This is a genomic window from Alteromonas sp. KS69, assembly GCF_003989595.1.
Classification (GTDB): Bacteria; Pseudomonadota; Gammaproteobacteria; order Enterobacterales; family Alteromonadaceae; genus Alteromonas; species Alteromonas naphthalenivorans.
Genome location: NZ_PYHU01000004.1, coordinates 153,432 through 170,482 on the forward strand (window position 1 = coordinate 153,432; position 17,051 = coordinate 170,482).

The 17,051-nt window shown below is 39.7% G+C and carries 15 protein-coding genes; 5 read left to right on the forward strand and 10 right to left on the reverse strand.

The genetic code is table 11. The features are described 5' to 3' along the window. The first annotated feature begins 139 nt into the window (after window positions 1–139). The 3 genes from C7Y69_RS03200 to C7Y69_RS03210 are packed head-to-tail and all read left to right on the forward strand — an operon-like array spanning window position 140 to window position 3,031. A complete protein-coding gene (locus C7Y69_RS03200) occupies window positions 140–781 on the forward strand; it encodes a sulfotransferase family 2 domain-containing protein (protein WP_126871776.1) in 642 nt (213 codons plus the stop codon). Next, the gene (locus C7Y69_RS03205; RefSeq protein WP_126871777.1) at window positions 781–1,590 is read left to right on the forward strand and encodes a capsular polysaccharide synthesis protein; all 810 of its coding nucleotides are present in this window, start codon (window positions 781–783) and stop codon (window positions 1,588–1,590) included. Before C7Y69_RS03200 ends, C7Y69_RS03205 begins: the two co-directional genes overlap by 1 nt. A 13-nt stretch (window positions 1,591–1,603) precedes the next feature. Then, complete coding sequence (locus C7Y69_RS03210) at window positions 1,604–3,031, forward strand: hypothetical protein (protein WP_126871778.1); 1,428 nt, start codon at window positions 1,604–1,606, stop codon at window positions 3,029–3,031. Window positions 3,032–3,107: 76 nt separating this feature from the next. On the opposite strand, the gene C7Y69_RS03215 is transcribed toward C7Y69_RS03210, so the two are convergent. Genes C7Y69_RS03215 through C7Y69_RS03260 form a run of 10 tightly spaced genes read right to left on the reverse strand, consistent with a single transcriptional unit; the run spans window position 3,108 to window position 13,878 of the window. Next, complete coding sequence (locus C7Y69_RS03215; protein ID WP_126871779.1) at window positions 3,108–3,761, reverse strand: HAD family hydrolase; 654 nt, start codon at window positions 3,759–3,761, stop codon at window positions 3,108–3,110. Beyond that, the gene (locus C7Y69_RS03220; RefSeq protein ID WP_126871780.1) at window positions 3,758–4,507 is read right to left on the reverse strand and encodes a 3-deoxy-manno-octulosonate cytidylyltransferase; all 750 of its coding nucleotides are present in this window, start codon (window positions 4,505–4,507) and stop codon (window positions 3,758–3,760) included. Before C7Y69_RS03220 ends, C7Y69_RS03215 begins: the two co-directional genes overlap by 4 nt. Window positions 4,508–4,509: 2 nt before the next feature. Continuing rightward, window positions 4,510–6,105, reverse strand: a complete 1,596-nt coding sequence (locus C7Y69_RS03225) for an aldolase catalytic domain-containing protein (protein WP_126871781.1) — start codon at window positions 6,103–6,105, stop codon at window positions 4,510–4,512. A 17-nt stretch (window positions 6,106–6,122) separates the two neighbouring features. Then, a complete protein-coding gene (locus tag C7Y69_RS03230) occupies window positions 6,123–6,872 on the reverse strand; it encodes a sulfotransferase domain-containing protein (RefSeq protein WP_126871782.1) in 750 nt (249 codons plus the stop codon). Between the two features lie 24 nt (window positions 6,873–6,896). Next, window positions 6,897–7,568, reverse strand: coding sequence for a CatB-related O-acetyltransferase (locus C7Y69_RS21770; RefSeq protein WP_126871783.1), 672 nt, complete (start codon window positions 7,566–7,568; stop codon window positions 6,897–6,899). Next, window positions 7,558–8,781 carry a hypothetical protein gene (locus C7Y69_RS03240; RefSeq protein ID WP_126871784.1) on the reverse strand — a complete coding sequence of 408 codons (1,224 nt, stop codon included), beginning with the start codon at window positions 8,779–8,781 and terminating at the stop codon, window positions 7,558–7,560. Before C7Y69_RS03240 ends, C7Y69_RS21770 begins: the two co-directional genes overlap by 11 nt. After that, window positions 8,778–9,434, reverse strand: coding sequence for a hypothetical protein (locus C7Y69_RS03245; RefSeq protein ID WP_126871785.1), 657 nt, complete (start codon window positions 9,432–9,434; stop codon window positions 8,778–8,780). Before C7Y69_RS03245 ends, C7Y69_RS03240 begins: the two co-directional genes overlap by 4 nt. Before the next feature lies 1 nt (window position 9,435). Further along, a complete protein-coding gene (locus C7Y69_RS03250) occupies window positions 9,436–10,494 on the reverse strand; it encodes a GSCFA domain-containing protein (RefSeq protein WP_126871786.1) in 1,059 nt (352 codons plus the stop codon). After that, window positions 10,469–11,746: a glycosyltransferase family 4 protein gene (locus tag C7Y69_RS03255; RefSeq protein WP_185864132.1), complete on the reverse strand. Its 1,278-nt coding sequence runs from the start codon at window positions 11,744–11,746 to the stop codon at window positions 10,469–10,471. The genes C7Y69_RS03250 and C7Y69_RS03255 overlap by 26 nt, the downstream gene beginning before the upstream one ends. A gap of 17 nt (window positions 11,747–11,763) precedes the next feature. Further along, complete coding sequence (locus C7Y69_RS03260; RefSeq protein ID WP_126871788.1) at window positions 11,764–13,878, reverse strand: glycosyltransferase family 2 protein; 2,115 nt, start codon at window positions 13,876–13,878, stop codon at window positions 11,764–11,766. A gap of 197 nt (window positions 13,879–14,075) precedes the next feature. Between C7Y69_RS03260 and C7Y69_RS03265 the strand changes: the two genes are divergently transcribed. After that, a complete protein-coding gene (locus C7Y69_RS03265; RefSeq protein WP_126871789.1) occupies window positions 14,076–15,824 on the forward strand; it encodes a glycosyltransferase family 2 protein in 1,749 nt (582 codons plus the stop codon). Beyond that, on the forward strand, window positions 15,817–17,043 hold the full coding sequence (locus C7Y69_RS03270; protein ID WP_126871790.1) for a glycosyltransferase family 4 protein: 1,227 nt from the start codon (window positions 15,817–15,819) through the stop codon (window positions 17,041–17,043). The genes C7Y69_RS03265 and C7Y69_RS03270 overlap by 8 nt, the downstream gene beginning before the upstream one ends. Window positions 17,044–17,051: the final 8 nt, after the last annotated feature.

The window sequence follows — 17,051 nt, forward strand, 5'->3', positions numbered from 1 at the left end:
GTCAATTGTTTGAGGGAAGTTTATAGGGGTGGGAATCAATACATAGGACATCACATTTATAATTATTATTCACATGTCTAATGCAATTTAACTCTAAACTGATACTGTTGGCATTTATTATAAAAGAACTAGTTTCACAATGCCTATATCTAAAAAGTATTCTGCAATTTTTATTCATATCCCTAAGTGTGCCGGCACCAGTGTTGAAAGTGCCTTGGGCATGCATGGTGACCTAGATTTTATAGGCGTTAAGCCTTACTTGAATCAAGTTGCGAATAAAGAAACTTTATTCGGTGCTGGATTGCAGCATATGAGCGCGAATGAAGTAAAAGCAGAAATTGACGATACGTTTTACAAAGAAGCTTTTAAATTTACTATTGTTCGTAACCCTTGGGAGCGATTTATATCGCATGTAGCTTGGGGGGCTGGTAAATCTGGTAGGCCAAAATGGATCGAGGGCGAGCCTCTTGAGAAAGAAGAGGTAAGCAAGGCGGTAGCGCGAATTACCGCTAGGGGCAGTTTAGATAATAATCATTTAAGATCTCAGTCTAGTTATATTTACGACGATGAAGGTCGCTGCCTCGTCGACTTTGTAGGACGATACGAACAACTAGAAAGTGATTGGCAAGTAATATGTGCAAGATTAGGAGCCAAAGTTGATTTACCTGCTCGAATGAAATCTGTTCACATGCATTACTCAAATTATTTCTCTGATGAGGAGGCTGAGCAAGTCGGGCAATGGTACAAACAGGACATTGAAAGGTTTGGGTACGTATATTGATGAAAAATAAAACTATTTTCATGTATTGGCATACTGGCTTCGAGGACGCTCCAGATATTGTAAAAGCATCTCTGCGCTCTTGGAGGGAGCAAAATACTGAATGGGACGTAGTTAGTCTATGTGAAGAAACACTGAGTAGTGTTATTGATTTAAAAAATGAATGTAGCGTAAATACTCAGAACCTCACACTAGCGGCCTTTTCGGATGTATTACGAATAAATTTGTTAGCAAAGTATGGCGGTGTTTGGGTAGATGCGACCACTATTTGTAAAAAAGGATTAGATTTCTGGTTACCACCACTGTTAAAAAGTGAGTTTTTTGCGTTTCATAAACCAGGACAAGATCGAGAAATGGCAAGTTGGTTTATTGCTGCACAACCCAATTGCAATCTAATTCAAGAATGGAAGTTATTTCTTGATGCCCATTTGAATAAACCTAATCTAAAAATGGGAAATGCCCCTCAATATTTTGGGCAAGAAAGTGAATGGCTTTTCTCTAACTATTGGTTTAACAGGGAAGAATTGCCATATTTTTGGTTGCACTATAGTTTTGCTTATCTATTAAAAGTAAACAAAATTGTTCAAGTATGTTGGGATAAAACGCCTAAATATACAGCAGACTTACCGCATTTTTACGCGACCAACGGGTACAAGCCTATGCTCAGAAAAATAATGCAGAGGGAGTGGCGACATGGTATATCACCTTTATATAAGATGACCTACCGGAAATCACCCCTTAATATTCAAGGTATGAGATGCCCTGTAGATTTTATCTCAGGTAAAATTCTTAACTCGACTTCTCCCATTTAACTTAAAGTTTTTTATGAGTAATAAACCCGTAATTTTATGCACTGGCTTTCATCGAAGTGCTACTTCGGCTACTGCTAATTGGTTGCAGTTAGCTGGAGTCGATTTAGGAACTAATCTAGTTCCTCCACATATTTCTAATGTAAAAGGGCATTTTGAGGATGCAGAGGTAGTAAAGTTTCACGATAGGGTTCTTGAAAAAAATGGTACGAACTGGCAATACGCCGGTGAGTTTTCGCTTGCTGTCGACGATGAAGACTTGAAATGGGTACAGGATTTTGTTGCCAAACGTGACAGAGAGTGCGCTGAAACGGGCGTAATTTGGGGGGTGAAAGACCCCAGGCTTTGTTTATTTTTACCCTTGTGGCATGAAGTGTTGGGTGAGCGTTTAAAGCTAATAGGTATTGTAAGACACTGGGCAGCGTGTGTTGAGTCTTTGCATCATCGACATAGTAGAGAGATTGTAAGAAACCCCAAAATGCCACTTAGGTGTGATCACACACGGTTTTGGCTGGAGCCCAATCTCGGCGCGCGAATGTGGCTTGCTTACACAGAAGCACTAGTTACTTTTCACTCTGAAAATAAAAGTGACAGCATTCTTCTTTCACAGGGCTATATATTTTCAGGGGCTAATTTAATAAGTGAGCTCAACCGTTTCTTTGATACAAATTTGAATTCACAGTCTACTTGCCCCTTAGATAAACAACTTATAAGAAATTTTGCTTCAACATCTGTACGTACTAACCTAAGCGACTCACTTTTAGAGCTTTTAGAGAAAGCGTGGCATGCTTTACCCTTCGAGAAAAGTATCCTAGGGGAAAACGAAGTACATTGGGTAGAACCTGAAAGTAAACTGAGTGAAAAACCTGATGTTTCTGATGTGAAGGTCCACTACCCATTGGTTTTAAATTTTGAACATAAAAAAGGTGAGAAGGTTGAAGATACAAGGTTCTTATTATGCGAAAGCTTTGATGAATGGTTATTAAAACAAGAAAGTGTGGAGTGGAACGAAGTTAGCGCTAGTGAACTTACAAGAATGCTTCTAATCGGTGGGTTACTATCACGGCAGGATTTAGTAAAGTTCGCTCACTTTCTGAGGAAGAAAAAAATGACAACGCTTGCAGTGCATGTATTTGAAAAATTACAGGAGTCTTCAGAAGTCAGCGCGCAAATACTTTACTTTTTATCACTAAGTTATTATGAGTTAAAAGCCTACGATAGAGCAAAATCGACGAGCATACGGGCGATGGAAAAAAATCCAGACAATCAGAAAATTAATGATTTACATACTATTTTATTTAAAACTAACTACTCTTTTAATACTATTTCAGCAGTCGATGAGGATAGAATCAAAATATTTCTTAAAAAGCTCAGTTTTTTATTGCAACACAACAGTATGGAAGAGTTATTTATAAGAGTTAACTCTCATTTAAGAGTTATATGATGCGTGTGAGTCATACCAATAATTTGAGAGGAGCAATTAACATTGCTCCTCTTCAGGAACAGGCCTTCATAGGTTTTTAAAGAAACTCTTTTAAAGAGTCCACGTATGTTACGCTTTGCTCGTTACAAAATGCTATCCAATCCATTACCTCGGTCCATTCTCCAACAAAAACAAAATCCAAACCTGCGGCTGTTGACGATATGTAGTCATATTTACTGTCACCAATAAAAAGCGCTTTTCCGCAGATATTTTTATTGCCTAACTCACGAGCGAATATTTCATCTTTACTATCAGGGCTGCCAAATATTCCATTTGGGAAAAACTTCGCTAAATCTCTTTCTGCAAAAATTTCTCGTAATTCAGATTCCGCTCCCCCTGAGACTACGAGCCAATTTGCACTTTCATTAAGTTTTTTAAGCTCATTTAGTACAGGGTTAATCTTACAGGTGCGCAAGCCATGACTCACCTCCCTTGCATAGTTCTCTAGTAAAGTATTAAGTGTGCTTTGTTTATCAAGATGAGAGAGGTAATGCTTGAAAACCCACTCAAACTTCTTGAAGCGTGAGATACCACCATTTTCTACGTGATATTTCTTCAATGCGTGCGCGGCTTGTTCATCAAACTCAACGGTAGCATTATAAAATGCTTGCGTTTTAACCTTATTAGAATCAAGTATGACGCCATCACAGTCAAATGCGATGGTGTCATATTGTGTTATGTCAATCGTCATGAGGACATAGCCTTTGTTAATGCAGCCTCTACCACAGCAACATCTTCTGGAGTATCTACAGCATAACTTCCTGGCTTGGTCTCAATCATTTTTATGCCAACATTAAGCTCTAAGAAACGAAGAATTTCGATATCTTCAGAGTGTTCTAATTCACTTTTGCGACCGAAATCTTGATACTTCTTTAGTTCTTCTTTTGTAAAAGCATAAATACAAACTTGCTTTTTGTAGGTTGTTGGTGCGTTCGACTCTTCCTTATACCCGGGAAGCGCAACGCGCGACATATAGACCAACTTGTCATCTTCGGTTGTTATAACCTTAGGTATATTGATATTTCGTGGGTCTTCGCTCTCATTTAGATAACAAAAACCATTGATTACCATGCCTAAGCAAGCCTGTTTTTCAGCGATAATATTCAAAATGTCTTGCGGATCGGCCAGGGGTTCGTCACCCTGAACATTCACAATAATATCGGCATCTATGTGTTGTGCAGCTTCTGCTAATCGATCTGTGCCGGTAAGGGCTTTTCCTGTCATTACAACATTAAAACCTTGCGCTTCTACGACATCCTTTATACGAGTATCGTCGGTGGCAATGTATACATTTTCTTTACCAACAGCTTTTTCCGACAATTCGGCAACCCAAATTATCATTGGTTTACCAAGCAACGGAACAAGAGGCTTTCCAGGGTAGCGGCTAGAAGCAAATCTAGCCGGTATAACCACGGCAGAAGTTAATTTTTTGTTCATAACTACAACCCGTACACTGAAATCGAAGGAACATCGTATGTGGTGTTTGTTATTGATATCAGTGACTTACCTGTCGTTTCGGTAAACAAGTTGAATACTTTTTGCATTTCTAATGAACGATTGTCTGCGGCGCCAAAGCCGTCGAAACCTGCCAGATAGATTTGGTCACATTCGCCAGCAGCCGCAACGGCAAGTGCATAACTAATAACAAGAGAGTTAGGTAAAACAGCGCTTGTTTTGCTAACGGTGAATGTCCCTTTTTCTACCTGTAAACCGAAATCAAGGCAATGCTTGTTGCCCAGTGATTCAAGTACATCATCAGGAAGTGATTTTACTGGCGTAATGAGTGGTTGCGGTAGTAGCGCGTGCTTGTCACAATCTGCTAGAAGTCTTACTGGATGACTGGCTATGCGTAAATCTATTTTATCATCTGGCAAAATAGACTGGGTGTTCATAGCAATGACAACGGGTGAATAGTTATCAATGTACGATTGTACAGCATTGCTATGCTCTTCAAGACCTGGCCCAGCACCAAGAATAAGCACGCTTTTGCCTGAAAGCTCTGTTTTAGGTGACCAGCTTCCCTCAACTTTTTTTGAATAGAAGTTGCGTGTAGCATCTAGAGTATCTTTACTGAACTTTGAACCACCTTCAACGCGCAAATGCTCTAGCGTTGCAAGAATATCTTCTTCGTCAAATCTAGGATCTGCAAGCATTTCTTGAACAAAAGTAGGGTGAATACCATATTTCCCAGAAAGGAAGTAATATGGATTTGAGCCCCATCCACATTCATTTTTCAGTGGCTGGAAGTAACTCTTAATTACGGATAAAAGCGGTACAAGGTTGATTTGCTCGCCACGCATATTCGCAACTTCAATAGCAAGCTCTTCGGTTCTGGCATTGCCTGGGCCGCGCCCCATACCTGTTACCGTTGCATCTAACCAAGTTACACCCTCTTCTATCGCTGTTAGGGTATTTTGTAAAGCTTTACCCATGTTATCGTGGGTATGTATACCTAGCGCGCCTTTCCAGTGGGCGCGAAGCCATGAAATTATGTTCTTACATTGTTCAGGGCCCATACTTCCCATTGAATCAGCGAAATAAAGCGCATCTATTGGAAATTCCGACGCCGCACGTGCTAGTTCCTCAACTTCGTCTTGTGACCTTTCTGCTACCTGCATTAAATTATAGCCCACGACAAAGCCTTTGCTCTTCAACCACGAAGCCGCAGGTAACGACGCCGTAAACTCGTGGACATGGCAAGCAATACGAACGACATCAACAGGAGAGTCACTTGCGTTTAAAGGAAAAAGGCCTTCAAGTGCTTCTTCAACAGAGTTTGCAGCAACTAACTCTGCAGCATTGATCATTACAGCTACATCTAAATTTTTCGGTACATTTAAAGAGTCAATATATGAGTCAGTTGTGAAGGCGGAAGCGCCTTTAAAGCCTGTATTTTTGAGAGAGCGAAGTCCGAGTTCAACAATATCTATCTTTGCTGCAGCCATTGCCACAAGATAATTTAACACTACAGACTTTGGAAAATTCCAGCTGTTATAGTATCCGCCGTCCCTTAAGGTACAATCTAATATTTTCATTTACATTCCGTTTTCAGTTAATCTATCGAGTATAAATCAGCAAAATCAGGGTCGAATTTTGCCATGACGCTCAGTGTTTCTTTGAACCTCTCGTTCAATATATCAATAGTTTCTTGCTTCAACTCTCTCTTATATCTGCCAGGCATTACATCTGCACCAGCCCAACGATTTCCGATATAGTTTTTATTCTCTGACAAGTTTGAAACACGCTCTATTTCAAGCTTAGCCAGCATTTCAGTCGTCAGTGCTTTATTGAGATACTGTGCTACTTTTTCTAAAAACGAATCAAAGTCAAGACAGAGCCTTGCATAGGTAAGGACAGTATATTTTCTAGCATTTAAATCGGTTAATACGCTTAATAATTTCGAATAATAGCTAGGGTTTGCATTGCTTAAGACATATTCATCGATTGATATTTCCCTAGCTTTATTTAATTTTGCTTCCCGCTCTTGAATACTGAGATTTGGAGTTGGGTGGCTGAATTGCCAATGATAAACATTACAAAAGTGGTCTCGAGGATCTCGATAATTTACTAAAAACTGATGCTCGCCCTTTATCAATTGTGGGTTAAAAAAGGGTGGAAGGTTAAATCTATGAAGGCGACCGTCCTCTGGTAACGGTGATTGAATCAAATCTTTCGGTGAATGATCAACCAAAAATTTATCAATATATTTTGCTTCATCAAAGTTGAAACCGCCTATCTCACATAGGATCCGAAGAATCGAGTCTGTAGCTGATGTCTGTGTAGTTAGAAATATGTATGTCATTTGTATGCTAATCACTCATTATTATTAACTTGATATAATCTTTTTTAAGCGGCTTTGACTTATCATTTTTTCGATTGTGGCTAGGGCCTTTTCAGGTTCTGAAAACTCTATTTCTTGAGTACCCATGATGTGATAGTCCCACCAAGACAACTTTAAGAGACTTTCAATAACCTTTTCAGAAAATCGGTATTTTATTACTTTGGCAGGTACGCCGCCGACGATCGCATAATCGGGAACGTCACTCACAACAACCGCGCCCGCAGAAATTATTGCGCCATTGCCAATCGAAATACCATTTTTAATAAATGCGTTCGCGCCTATCCAAACATCATTTCCAATTACAGGAGGGGTTCCAGCTCTGAATTTCACAGGTGGCGAATGATAAGCTCCTGTTTGTTCAGTTACGTAGCTATCCCAATCATGAACCGCGTTTACATATTGAATCATCGAAGTAGACAACCAATTTGTCGGGTGTTCAGATGGGCCAATTGTCACATTGTCAGCGATCGAGCAATAACGTCCTATGTAGCACGAGTAAATGTTTGATTTTGTTCCATATATTCCCGTGTACGCACCGACCTTTACTAATGATTTTGGCTTTAATAATGGCTGAATAACACAAGGTTCTTCAAATATTGAATCTTTATGCAAATTCGGGGTTTTAGGGTGTAACTGAACGAAATTTTTATTTTTCATCCGAAACTCTTTGCTCAATAATTTTTTGATACTCGCTAAGTTTTTTCAGTATGAGTTCGCCTTTGGGCCTTTGATATTTCGCCAATGTCATGAAAAACATTGCGTTGTTAATATTACGACTTTCCCAGAGGAGCGCTGTGTTTCTAGCTAAATCCGCGTTGAGGTTAGCGAGGTCATCCTGAAAAAAATCATCAAGCAAATGACTTAGAGAGTTTTCTTGTGTTGTACTATTTAAGTAGTCATAACAAGCTCTCTTCATTGCTTTTGGTAAGCTCTTACTTTTAATGATGACAGCTTTTAAGAAATCTTCGCTAACAGATGAATGCTTATTGACAGGAAAATCAACATCTAAAAAATCTTCGCACTTTAACAATAAATCTAACGCCTTATTTTCATCCTCAAGATCCTTTTGAACCGTTGATAACTCGCTATCGGTGAGGTAAAACTTTCTATTATCGCAATTAAAGTCACTATTGAACTGGTGTACCCCACATCTTAGTGAGTTTAATTTACCATCGACGAAAACAGGTACTCTTTGATTAACGTAGTTTAACAATCTTGTTGTTTGATCCCCGATACCTTCGTTAGAGTTAATAATTCGAAAGTTTGAAGTATCAATATTGGCAAGAGATAAAAATTCCCTGACTAAACCTGCACTTGAGGATTTTAGTTTTGAGAATGCATGGAATCTAACATCTCCAAACACTAACATCAGCTTTTCTACCATAGAAGAAATCGCTACAATGTGGATGTTATTAAGACTTTCCAATCCGCCTTTTATATTTTGTTGAATCAATGAACAAAGTAAAGAGTATGGTTGGCGTAGAACACAGTGCACCTCTAATTCATGCCCAAATGATGTCAGATAGTCTTTGAGGCTTTTTAATCCTGATTCTGAGAGAATGCAAACATCTTCGCCAGACAATATAATAAAGTCTTTCTTTGCAAGCATCGTATCTAACTGTTCTTTATACAAAGCGTGCTGTGCAGGTATATCCACACTAAACCTAACGTTTATATGGTACTTATCAGGCGTTTCACAAAAAAGGCTATAAAGAGGAATACTGTGGTTGTCTATATTTCTTTTCCCCAATTTAAATATTGGGAAGTGTGCGCCTTGTGAGTCTAATAAGTCTAAATTATTCGCTAATGTTGATTGGATGGAGGAACTTGCTGTTTTATGCATTCCAACATGTAGCACGATCTTCTTCATTCGAGCTTTTCCTTTAGCTTTAGAATTTGAAGCATCCCAAAGCCAGCGTTCATGTGGGTATGATCATCTGGCTGCGCCTGAAACTCTGGAGCAGTGACTGCAACGTTCTTTATGAAGCTCTCTGTTGGTTGTGCTACGATTTCCACATTGAATTGAGCCAAATACTTAGAATTAAAATAGTTTAAACTCTCATTGTAGCAATTTTGGCTCATTTTTCTTGAGTTTCTTGTAGAGATAGGCTTCTCTAGCAAGCAAATTCGTTTACTGTAATTCTTTCTTATTTTGGAAATTAACACTGTAAACTGATTTGTACTTGAGTTACACAGATCTTCACTCAAGTCTTGCAGCATTCTTTCTGAAAACTCCCTATAATCGAATAGGCTTGGCTCTGTTCCAACTACTACAACAGAATCGTATTCCTCCAAGGTTAAGCTTCCCTTTTGGGCTTTTGAATCAGTGCAAAAAGATTTAAATTCTTTTTTATCTAATTCTAACCTATTAATCATGCCGTCAGCTATATTGATACCGATGACACCTCCTTTACCCATGCTACGGGAAATGAAGTCTATATTAGTATTATTAGATAAATCTAATTCTTTCACTGCGTTTATGATAGCTGCGACGTGGCTGTTACCGATAATAAGAAGCTTCATATCATTCTCCAAAAGCAGACAAGAGTTCTTCCTCACAAACCAACTCATCATTTCCATCATATGATTGAGTCATCGCTGATGTACTTAATCCAAATTTTTGGTTCATACACCTAAAGAAAGTTTCCATAACAAAACTTACTCCTCGTGAGTTTACTTGGCGAAGATTAGGTTCGAAAAATGTTCCTCTAAATACTGGCGAGTTTATGATCTCATATGACGGAAAGTAATCAACATAGTCAAGATTACCAGAAAGAAAGTCAGCAGCAGCGCGAAGAATCGATTTTGACTTCATTGTTGCAACCAATACATGCTCGTTGGTGTTAGTTGCAGTAAGTGGAACTGGTGACACTGTTAAAATGAACTTACATGAGGGGTTAATTTTTCTAATCTGATCAATTGCAGCACTCAGATTGCTAACTACAATATCATACGTTTGATTTACAAATTCATGTCGCGAGGACGAATATTCACCTGCAACAGTTCCAGGACAAAGAGGAAACTCTATTGAAGAGCCTTGATTAACCCAGCTTTCTGTCAGCCCCAAAGTAAAGACGAATATATCACTCTTCTTTAAAGCAAGTTTGAAGCTGCTTAGCGTATTAAACCTAGAATTTTCAAGTTCTGAAAGTGTAGAAAAGCCCTCAGGTTCAATGACTGGTCTAAACGGATCAATATACCTCCCGTCTTTTTCCCAGAATTTTAAATTATCTGGAAAAGAAGAGGGGTTCAAGCTCCAGTTTACCCACTGTTTTAATAGCGAAGTGGTGTAAATATTACCGGTCCTGGCAGAGAACACCTCGTAGTTATACTTTTTTCTCAATGCGGAACTTGAATTTAAAGGCGCCTTTTCCGTTATGAACCAATTAAAACCGTGAGCCCGCAATGCATTGCCTATATGCTGAGCAAAGCATGAACCAAAAGTAGTCACCCTATCGCTTCGCTCTATTTTAAATTTGGGGTCCCACAGATTCTCAATATCGTAAAAATGTCTCTTGGCTACAGCTGGCGACCAGAAGCTTTTTTGTGGTTTGTTTTTATATGGATTTAATTCGGATGACATTATTAGTCCTTGTAAAAAACTTAAAGTGCGATTCAGCACATCCCCTATTAGTAAGGGGTGACTCTATTCCTTTATGAAGCGCATCCCATAGCTCTCCCCCACCTTGTAAAGCCTTGAGTAAAACTGAAGCAAGTGACGAAGGATTTCGAGCACTGAAATGTAAGCCGTCTACATTATTGCGCACTTTCTCTTTCATGCCGCCAATGTCAGATACTATTAATGGTCGACCAGCTACAAAAGACTCTTGAATAACCATAGGGGAGTTTTCCCACCATATAGACGGCACCACTACCCAATCAATGGCTTTCATTCGGTCCATTTGCTCGTCGGGCCTATAAGGGCCAACCCAGCGTAAACAGCCCTCTTTAACAAGTTTAGAGGCTAGCTTTTCCACTATTTCTTTAAATTCACCGCTTTGCTGTTCTAAGTTAGCGCCGTGAATTTCAACAACTAGTTCTTTGCGCTCTTCCTTGGTCATGGTGTGCAACGCTTGAAGTAATATATCAATGCCTTTGTACGGGTTAACTTGCCCGAAATAAGCAAAACGGTTTCGTTTCTCACCTTCATTTAAGGGGCGTGGCTCAAGCTTTGGCAGATCAGCTTGCCCGTTTTCAATCATTATTATTTTATCTTCGGCTATGCCCCACTGAATGTAGCGCTGCCTTAAAAATTCAGAAGGTGAGATGAAGCCATCTATCATTTCAAAGTGCTTTTGAAAGTAATGTTTTCTTAACCAAAAATCTTCTGCGGTATTTTCTGGAAAGCAGTTTCGGCATTCATCAAACGACTCGCTGCTACACAGTTTATGCCCTTCGCCTGTTTTTACCATTTGGCCATTGTGTTTACAAATCGCCATATATTCATGAATAGTAAAAAATATACGTATATCAGGGTTTACTTGCTTAATTACACGAATAAATTCTAAACCCATGTGAGCGTAATGGTGCATATGAACAATGGTTGGGTTTAGCGCTTTGATAAAATCGGCAAACCACGTGGTAAGTGAGTTTTGTTCTACCGCTTTCATCATGTGCCAATTGTGAACGGCTTGTTCCCACAGGTATTCGTTGTCTCTGCGCTTTCTTATTTGCCCAGTTGCGCCTCGGCCGCGGTCAGCCCTTGCTAAAAACCAAGCATCTTCTACCTGCTCAGACTCTTTGTAAGCGTTGAATAAATTATACGCGGCTATTTCAGCACCGCCTAAGCTAAAATCTGGATGGCCGTGCGAGATAACCAAAATTCGTTCTTTCATACTACTTAATTCCATTTCTAATTTTGTTTACCTACTAATAAACCATTCCAGCGCTCTTGGTGGCGCACAGCGTTAAGAATAATTACTTTCATTCTGAAGTCGCCTGCTCCTGTCAGGTTAAACGACTGTCTTTCTAAATGCGTAAGCTCAACGGTAGGTACATAAACGCAGTTTTTGCCTCTATTTCTAAGCTTGAGGCAAAGGTCTGAATCTTCGAAATCACCTATAAGGTAGCCTGTATCCCAACCATTTATGGCGTCAAAGTCGCTTCTGCGAATTAGCATACATGCCCCCGTTACAGCTGGAAGAGCGGTTGACGAAGAGTTTGCATCTAATTCTGGTGTTAAGCCCATTTGTGGGTGGTGATTTATCCAAATGCCTAAGTCAGTTCGTTTTTTGAACTCGATGCCCGCATGCTGAATAGAGCCATCTGCAAAGGTGAGTCGTGGTGCTACAACGCCAATATCGTTAGATTTAAGTAATTCTTGTTTTAACGCCTCTAACCAGCCTTCTTGTTTAGGAAAAACATCGCTATTTAAGAAAAGTAGTAAGTCGCCATTCGCATGTTCTGCGCCAAGGTTGTTAGCTCCCGAGAACCCTCTATTTGTACTTCCCCAAACGGTTTTAAAAGGTACTTTATACAGGTTGTAAAGTTGCTCGGCAATGGTCGAAAGTTCGCTAAGTAATGCAGGGTCATCCACCACATAAATAATTTCGCAATTCTGGCTAACGAACTTATCGCTTGAAAAGCACACCATCTGGCTTTCAATAAAATCAATACGGCCATAAAGGGGTATAACAATACTCACCTCAGGTGCTTTCAGGTTTTTCCCGTAATGCTTTACTTCTTGATTAAGCGCGGAGTATTTCTTGCGTTGCTCTGCAATAATGGTTTCCATAATAGGCAGGTCAAGTTTGGTAAAACGTTCTGCTAAATTAGGTATAGCTGTAGGAATGCCAAACAGCCAGTGTGCCGCTTGCACTGGTGAGCTTCCAATGTTTTCTATATCTTTAGTGCCTAATATGTGCACACCTTGGTGAGAGAGCGCTTTAAGCGTCAGGCTGCCTGTTTGTGCCATATTATTAATGCGCTGGGCAAATCCAAGCTCTTCAGAAATACAATTAAAAGAAGACTTTAAAAAAGCTTGATGCACGTCTGCCCTGCGGGTGCGGTAGGCATCGTCTAGAAACCAAACGTGGCCTTTTGCATCTTCTGCCCATACTATGGGATCCCCTTCTGCAACAATCCAGCCTAGTACAATGCCCTCTTTTCCCCCTGCGAAGTTTACGGCAAATTCTAAATGAGCCTTAACAAATTCCGGCGCGCCATCAACGGTTTTCAATTTAGATGTCCAATTGACCCAGTTACGCTCTACTAAATCTTTAGAACTCTTAATCGCGTTGGCTACTTCATAAATGATTGAGCCTTCAAATTTTTCAGAGGCCTCTATAGGTGATAAGGCTTCAGGCGCGGTTTTGTGTTTAGAGCTGCTATAAAGCGGTCGCTTTTCACTAAGTCCGTCTGTTAGAAAATGGCTAAATGGCTCAACACCACTGTTTGCAACATCAAGATTGTTATTTAAATACTTTGACGTAGAGAACCAAATATTTGGATTGAAGCCTAATTTCCATCCATTTTTTAGATAATGCAATATCGCGTCGGAATTACTCGGGATGTTGTATTTCTCTAGATAAAATATCTCATCGAAATCTTTTTCTATTACGTGGGTTGCGTGTTGAAGTTCCGTTTCAGAATACGCAAATTTCTTTTGAGACACGCGAATGGGTCTATTCTCACCTTTACCTTTATCTAAATAGTGAAAAAAAGGGTTCAACTGTGTTTTTTTGACGTCGGGGTTTAGTTCTAAATATGCACTTACTGAAAACCATTCACAAGGATCTAAACCCTCTTGCCACCCATCGTCTAAAAAATGGGCTAGCGCATTTTCTTCACTATCAATATCAGCATGCTCTCTATAGAAATCCTCATCAAAAGCCTCTTCCACTACTTGTTTAACAAAATGCAGATCCTCGTCATTCATGGCGATGTTATGGCTTTGCTCTGCTCCTAAACTTTTATCCAATGTAGCGTCTGTGGAATGTTCTGTTAGTTCATTATCTTGTTGTGCCACTTATGATTCCTTTGCCTGACCGCTTTTTGAGTGACGAGCACTCAAATTCAAAAAACGTGCTTTTGCCTCGGTACTTTTTTTTGAATTTATGTGAGACTATAGCTTATAGTTATTATCTACTAAATGTGGCAAACATAAAAGAGCAGAACGAGTTGCAATTTCTGATCTGATTTCAAAGTTGTAACCATAAATGGGTAATGGAAGATTTGAAAATAGAAATAGATTTTGCCTTTGCAGTAGGTTCAAGACTGCTATTAGGAGGGTGGGCAGTTGTAGGCAGTAATATGTCAACGCACCCACTTCAGTTCGACGGTGAACCTGCCTCACAGCTTTTGCTCTACAAAAGAGAGGACGTAAGTCAGGTTATGCAGTGTCCTAGTGAGCACTGTTCCGGTTTTTTGGTTGTGCTTTCTGATGCAACGAACAAAAGCAGTGTAGATCTATCATGGGGGGATGATTACTGTAGTATAGAAATAACACCTTCTTTATACACAACTTTGCTCGCTGAAATTTCCCCGCTACCGCAAAACCTCATAAAAGATGCCACAGCACTGCTTGAAAGGAATGGTTTTTACTGGGGACAAAAGGCATTAGAATTCGACGAAAACACGCCCAATAATCTTTCTCTGTCTCACAAAGACAGTAAAATTCAAATAGATTATACCTATACCTTAGACGCAAATACCATTTTGTTAATAGGATGGGTGCTTGATGAGGCGCGTTTATTTAAGCGTATAAATCTACGCATTAATAATATTATTACCAACTGTATTTTAAAAGATGCGTTTTTTCACCCAAGATACGATGTTGCAGAGACGCTGAAATTACCGCTTAGCCAAGGTGAGAAAATTGGTTTTGCGTTTACCGTGTCGTTGCCTGAGCAGGTAAACCCCGATGTTGAGCTTATGTACAGTGTTGATGGGGTGTTTTTTCAAGGTCAAGCGCTAAAGGCCGAGCAATTTAAACGCGAAGAAACGTGGTTAACTGAAATACTACTGACTAACGTAGATATTACCAATACCGCTAAATTTCCAAAGCTTGCCAAGCATGTTAACTCGGCAATAGAGAAGTGCTGGCGTGGTAGGCTTGAAGCCCCTAATTCAGCCTTGATTAAACAGTTTGGTGCTTCGGTAGAAAACTCAGACTTGTCTCTTATTATTCCTATTTACGGCCGCTATGACTTTGTGCAAATTCAAATGTCTCAATTTAGCTTAGACCCTGATTTCGACAATATTGAAATAGTATATGTACTAGATGACCCAAGAATAAAGCACGCATTTATGGTTACTTGCCAGGGGGTATTCGAAACCTTTGGCGTACCGTTTAAAATTGTACTTAGCGAGCGTAATTTAGGTTATGCTGGGGCGAATAATTTAGGCGTTGCCCACGCTTCTGCCGAGTACATTGTGCTGCTTAATTCAGATGTAATCCCAAAGCAAATAGGTCAGTTTTCAGCATTGCTGAGTCAGTTTGTCGAAAATGATAATATGGGCATACTCAGTGGTACTTTGCTGTATGAAGACAATACCATTCAGCATCAAGGAATGGAGTACATGCAAGACCCTTCACATCCTGGTATGTGGATGAACTACCACCCACAAAAAGGGTTTCCACTATCGCTTACTGATGAGTTCGATATACGTGATGCCCAAGCGGTAACTGGTGCGCTTATGCTCATGACTAAGCAGCAATACATAGACGTTGGCGGTTTTGATATTGGTTACATACTTGGTGATTTTGAAGATTCAGATTTGTGCATGAAAGTACGAAACCAAAACAAGCGTATTGCAGTGTCAGGTGTGGTGCAAATGTATCATCTAGAACGCCTATCGCAGTCTTTGGTATCGGGCAACACGTGGAAACATACTCTGTCTATGTTGAATGGCCTAAGGCACACCAATAAATGGAACGATAGAATAGTAGAAGTGATGGCTGAAAATGGATAATAAAAAAATACTCATCATTGCCCACGGTCACCCAGATGTACACAAAGGTGGTGCAGAGCTGGCAGCTTATCAGCTATTTCAAGAGTATGAAGCGCAGGGCCTAAATGTTATGTTTTTGGCTAGAAGCGAAGAGCCGCCTCATGGCGGTGCGGCTTTTTCAATTCGTAATAAGCCCAACGAATTACTCTTTCATACTCGTCAAGACGACGACTTTATGTTTTCGAATATTCGTACAAGATATATTTGGTCAGAATTACGTGATTTACTAGCTCGTTTTAAACCAGATGTAGTGCATTTTCATCACTTCTTTTTGATGGGTATTGAAACCCTGTTAGAGGTAAGAAAAACACTGCCCGATGTAAAAATTGTTTTTACGTTACACGAATATTTAGCCATATGTCATCGTAACGGTTTAATGGTAAAAAATAAAACAAACGCCCTTTGCAGTAAGGCATCCCCTCGAGATTGCCATGGGTGCTTTCCAGAAAAGTCACCCGCCGACTTTTTTATGCGTGAAATGTATATTAAACGTGCTTTTTCTGTTGTTGATACATTTATATCCCCTTCACATTTTCTTAAGCAGCGCTACAAAGCGTGGGGGCTAGAAGAAAGTTCTATTCATGTTATCGAAAATGGTATCGCCAAAATAGATGAAAAAGGTGTGAAAGCAAAACAACATGAAGAGCTTATTCACTTAGCCTATTTTGGGCAAATTAATAGTTATAAAGGCTTAGATGTTTTACTTAATAGCCTGCTCTTATTAGACAGAAAAGATCGCAAAAGATTCGTATTAGATATTCACGGTGCTAACCTAGAGCATCAGCCGAAACGCTTTCAAAATGAAATTTTTGAAAATTTGGAAAAGTTGAAGGGCACGGTGTTTTTGCACGGAGCATATCAAAATGCTGACTTACCTAGTTTGCTCGATAGCGCACATTGGGCGGTAGTACCTTCAATTTGGTGGGAAAATTCTCCCATTGTCATTCAAGAGGCTTTTCGTTCCGGTGTACCGGTTATTGCCAGTAATATAGGTGGTATGGCTGAAAAAGTAGTCCACGAAGTTAATGGGTTACATTTTTCGGTGGGTAAAGTTATGTCGCTTAAAAATTCCTTGTTAAGGCTTATTCATGAGCCAGATTTATATAGCAAATGTTGCGAGGGAATTACAGCACCATTAACTATCGCAGACTCAGCCAAGCAAAATCTTGCATTATATTAGGAGCCATA

Bases quoted from the DNA above. Each gene is read 5' to 3' on its own strand.
- C7Y69_RS03200 (WP_126871776.1), top strand. From the start codon at position 140: ATGCCTATATCTAAAAAGTATTCTGCAATTTTTATTCATATCCCTAAG.
- C7Y69_RS03205 (WP_126871777.1), top strand. From the start codon at position 781: ATGAAAAATAAAACTATTTTCATGTATTGGCATACTGGCTTCGAGGAC.
- C7Y69_RS03210 (WP_126871778.1), top strand. From the start codon at position 1,604: ATGAGTAATAAACCCGTAATTTTATGCACTGGCTTTCATCGAAGTGCT.
- C7Y69_RS03215 (WP_126871779.1), bottom strand. From the start codon at position 3,761: ATGACGATTGACATAACACAATATGACACCATCGCATTTGACTGTGAT.
- C7Y69_RS03220 (WP_126871780.1), bottom strand. From the start codon at position 4,507: ATGAACAAAAAATTAACTTCTGCCGTGGTTATACCGGCTAGATTTGCT.
- C7Y69_RS03225 (WP_126871781.1), bottom strand. From the start codon at position 6,105: ATGAAAATATTAGATTGTACCTTAAGGGACGGCGGATACTATAACAGC.
- C7Y69_RS03230 (WP_126871782.1), bottom strand. From the start codon at position 6,872: ATGACATACATATTTCTAACTACACAGACATCAGCTACAGACTCGATT.
- C7Y69_RS21770 (WP_126871783.1), bottom strand. From the start codon at position 7,568: ATGAAAAATAAAAATTTCGTTCAGTTACACCCTAAAACCCCGAATTTG.
- C7Y69_RS03240 (WP_126871784.1), bottom strand. From the start codon at position 8,781: ATGAAGAAGATCGTGCTACATGTTGGAATGCATAAAACAGCAAGTTCC.
- C7Y69_RS03245 (WP_126871785.1), bottom strand. From the start codon at position 9,434: ATGAAGCTTCTTATTATCGGTAACAGCCACGTCGCAGCTATCATAAAC.
- C7Y69_RS03250 (WP_126871786.1), bottom strand. From the start codon at position 10,494: ATGTCATCCGAATTAAATCCATATAAAAACAAACCACAAAAAAGCTTC.
- C7Y69_RS03255 (WP_185864132.1), bottom strand. From the start codon at position 11,746: ATGAAAGAACGAATTTTGGTTATCTCGCACGGCCATCCAGATTTTAGC.
- C7Y69_RS03265 (WP_126871789.1), top strand. From the start codon at position 14,076: ATGGAAGATTTGAAAATAGAAATAGATTTTGCCTTTGCAGTAGGTTCA.
- C7Y69_RS03270 (WP_126871790.1), top strand. From the start codon at position 15,817: ATGGATAATAAAAAAATACTCATCATTGCCCACGGTCACCCAGATGTA.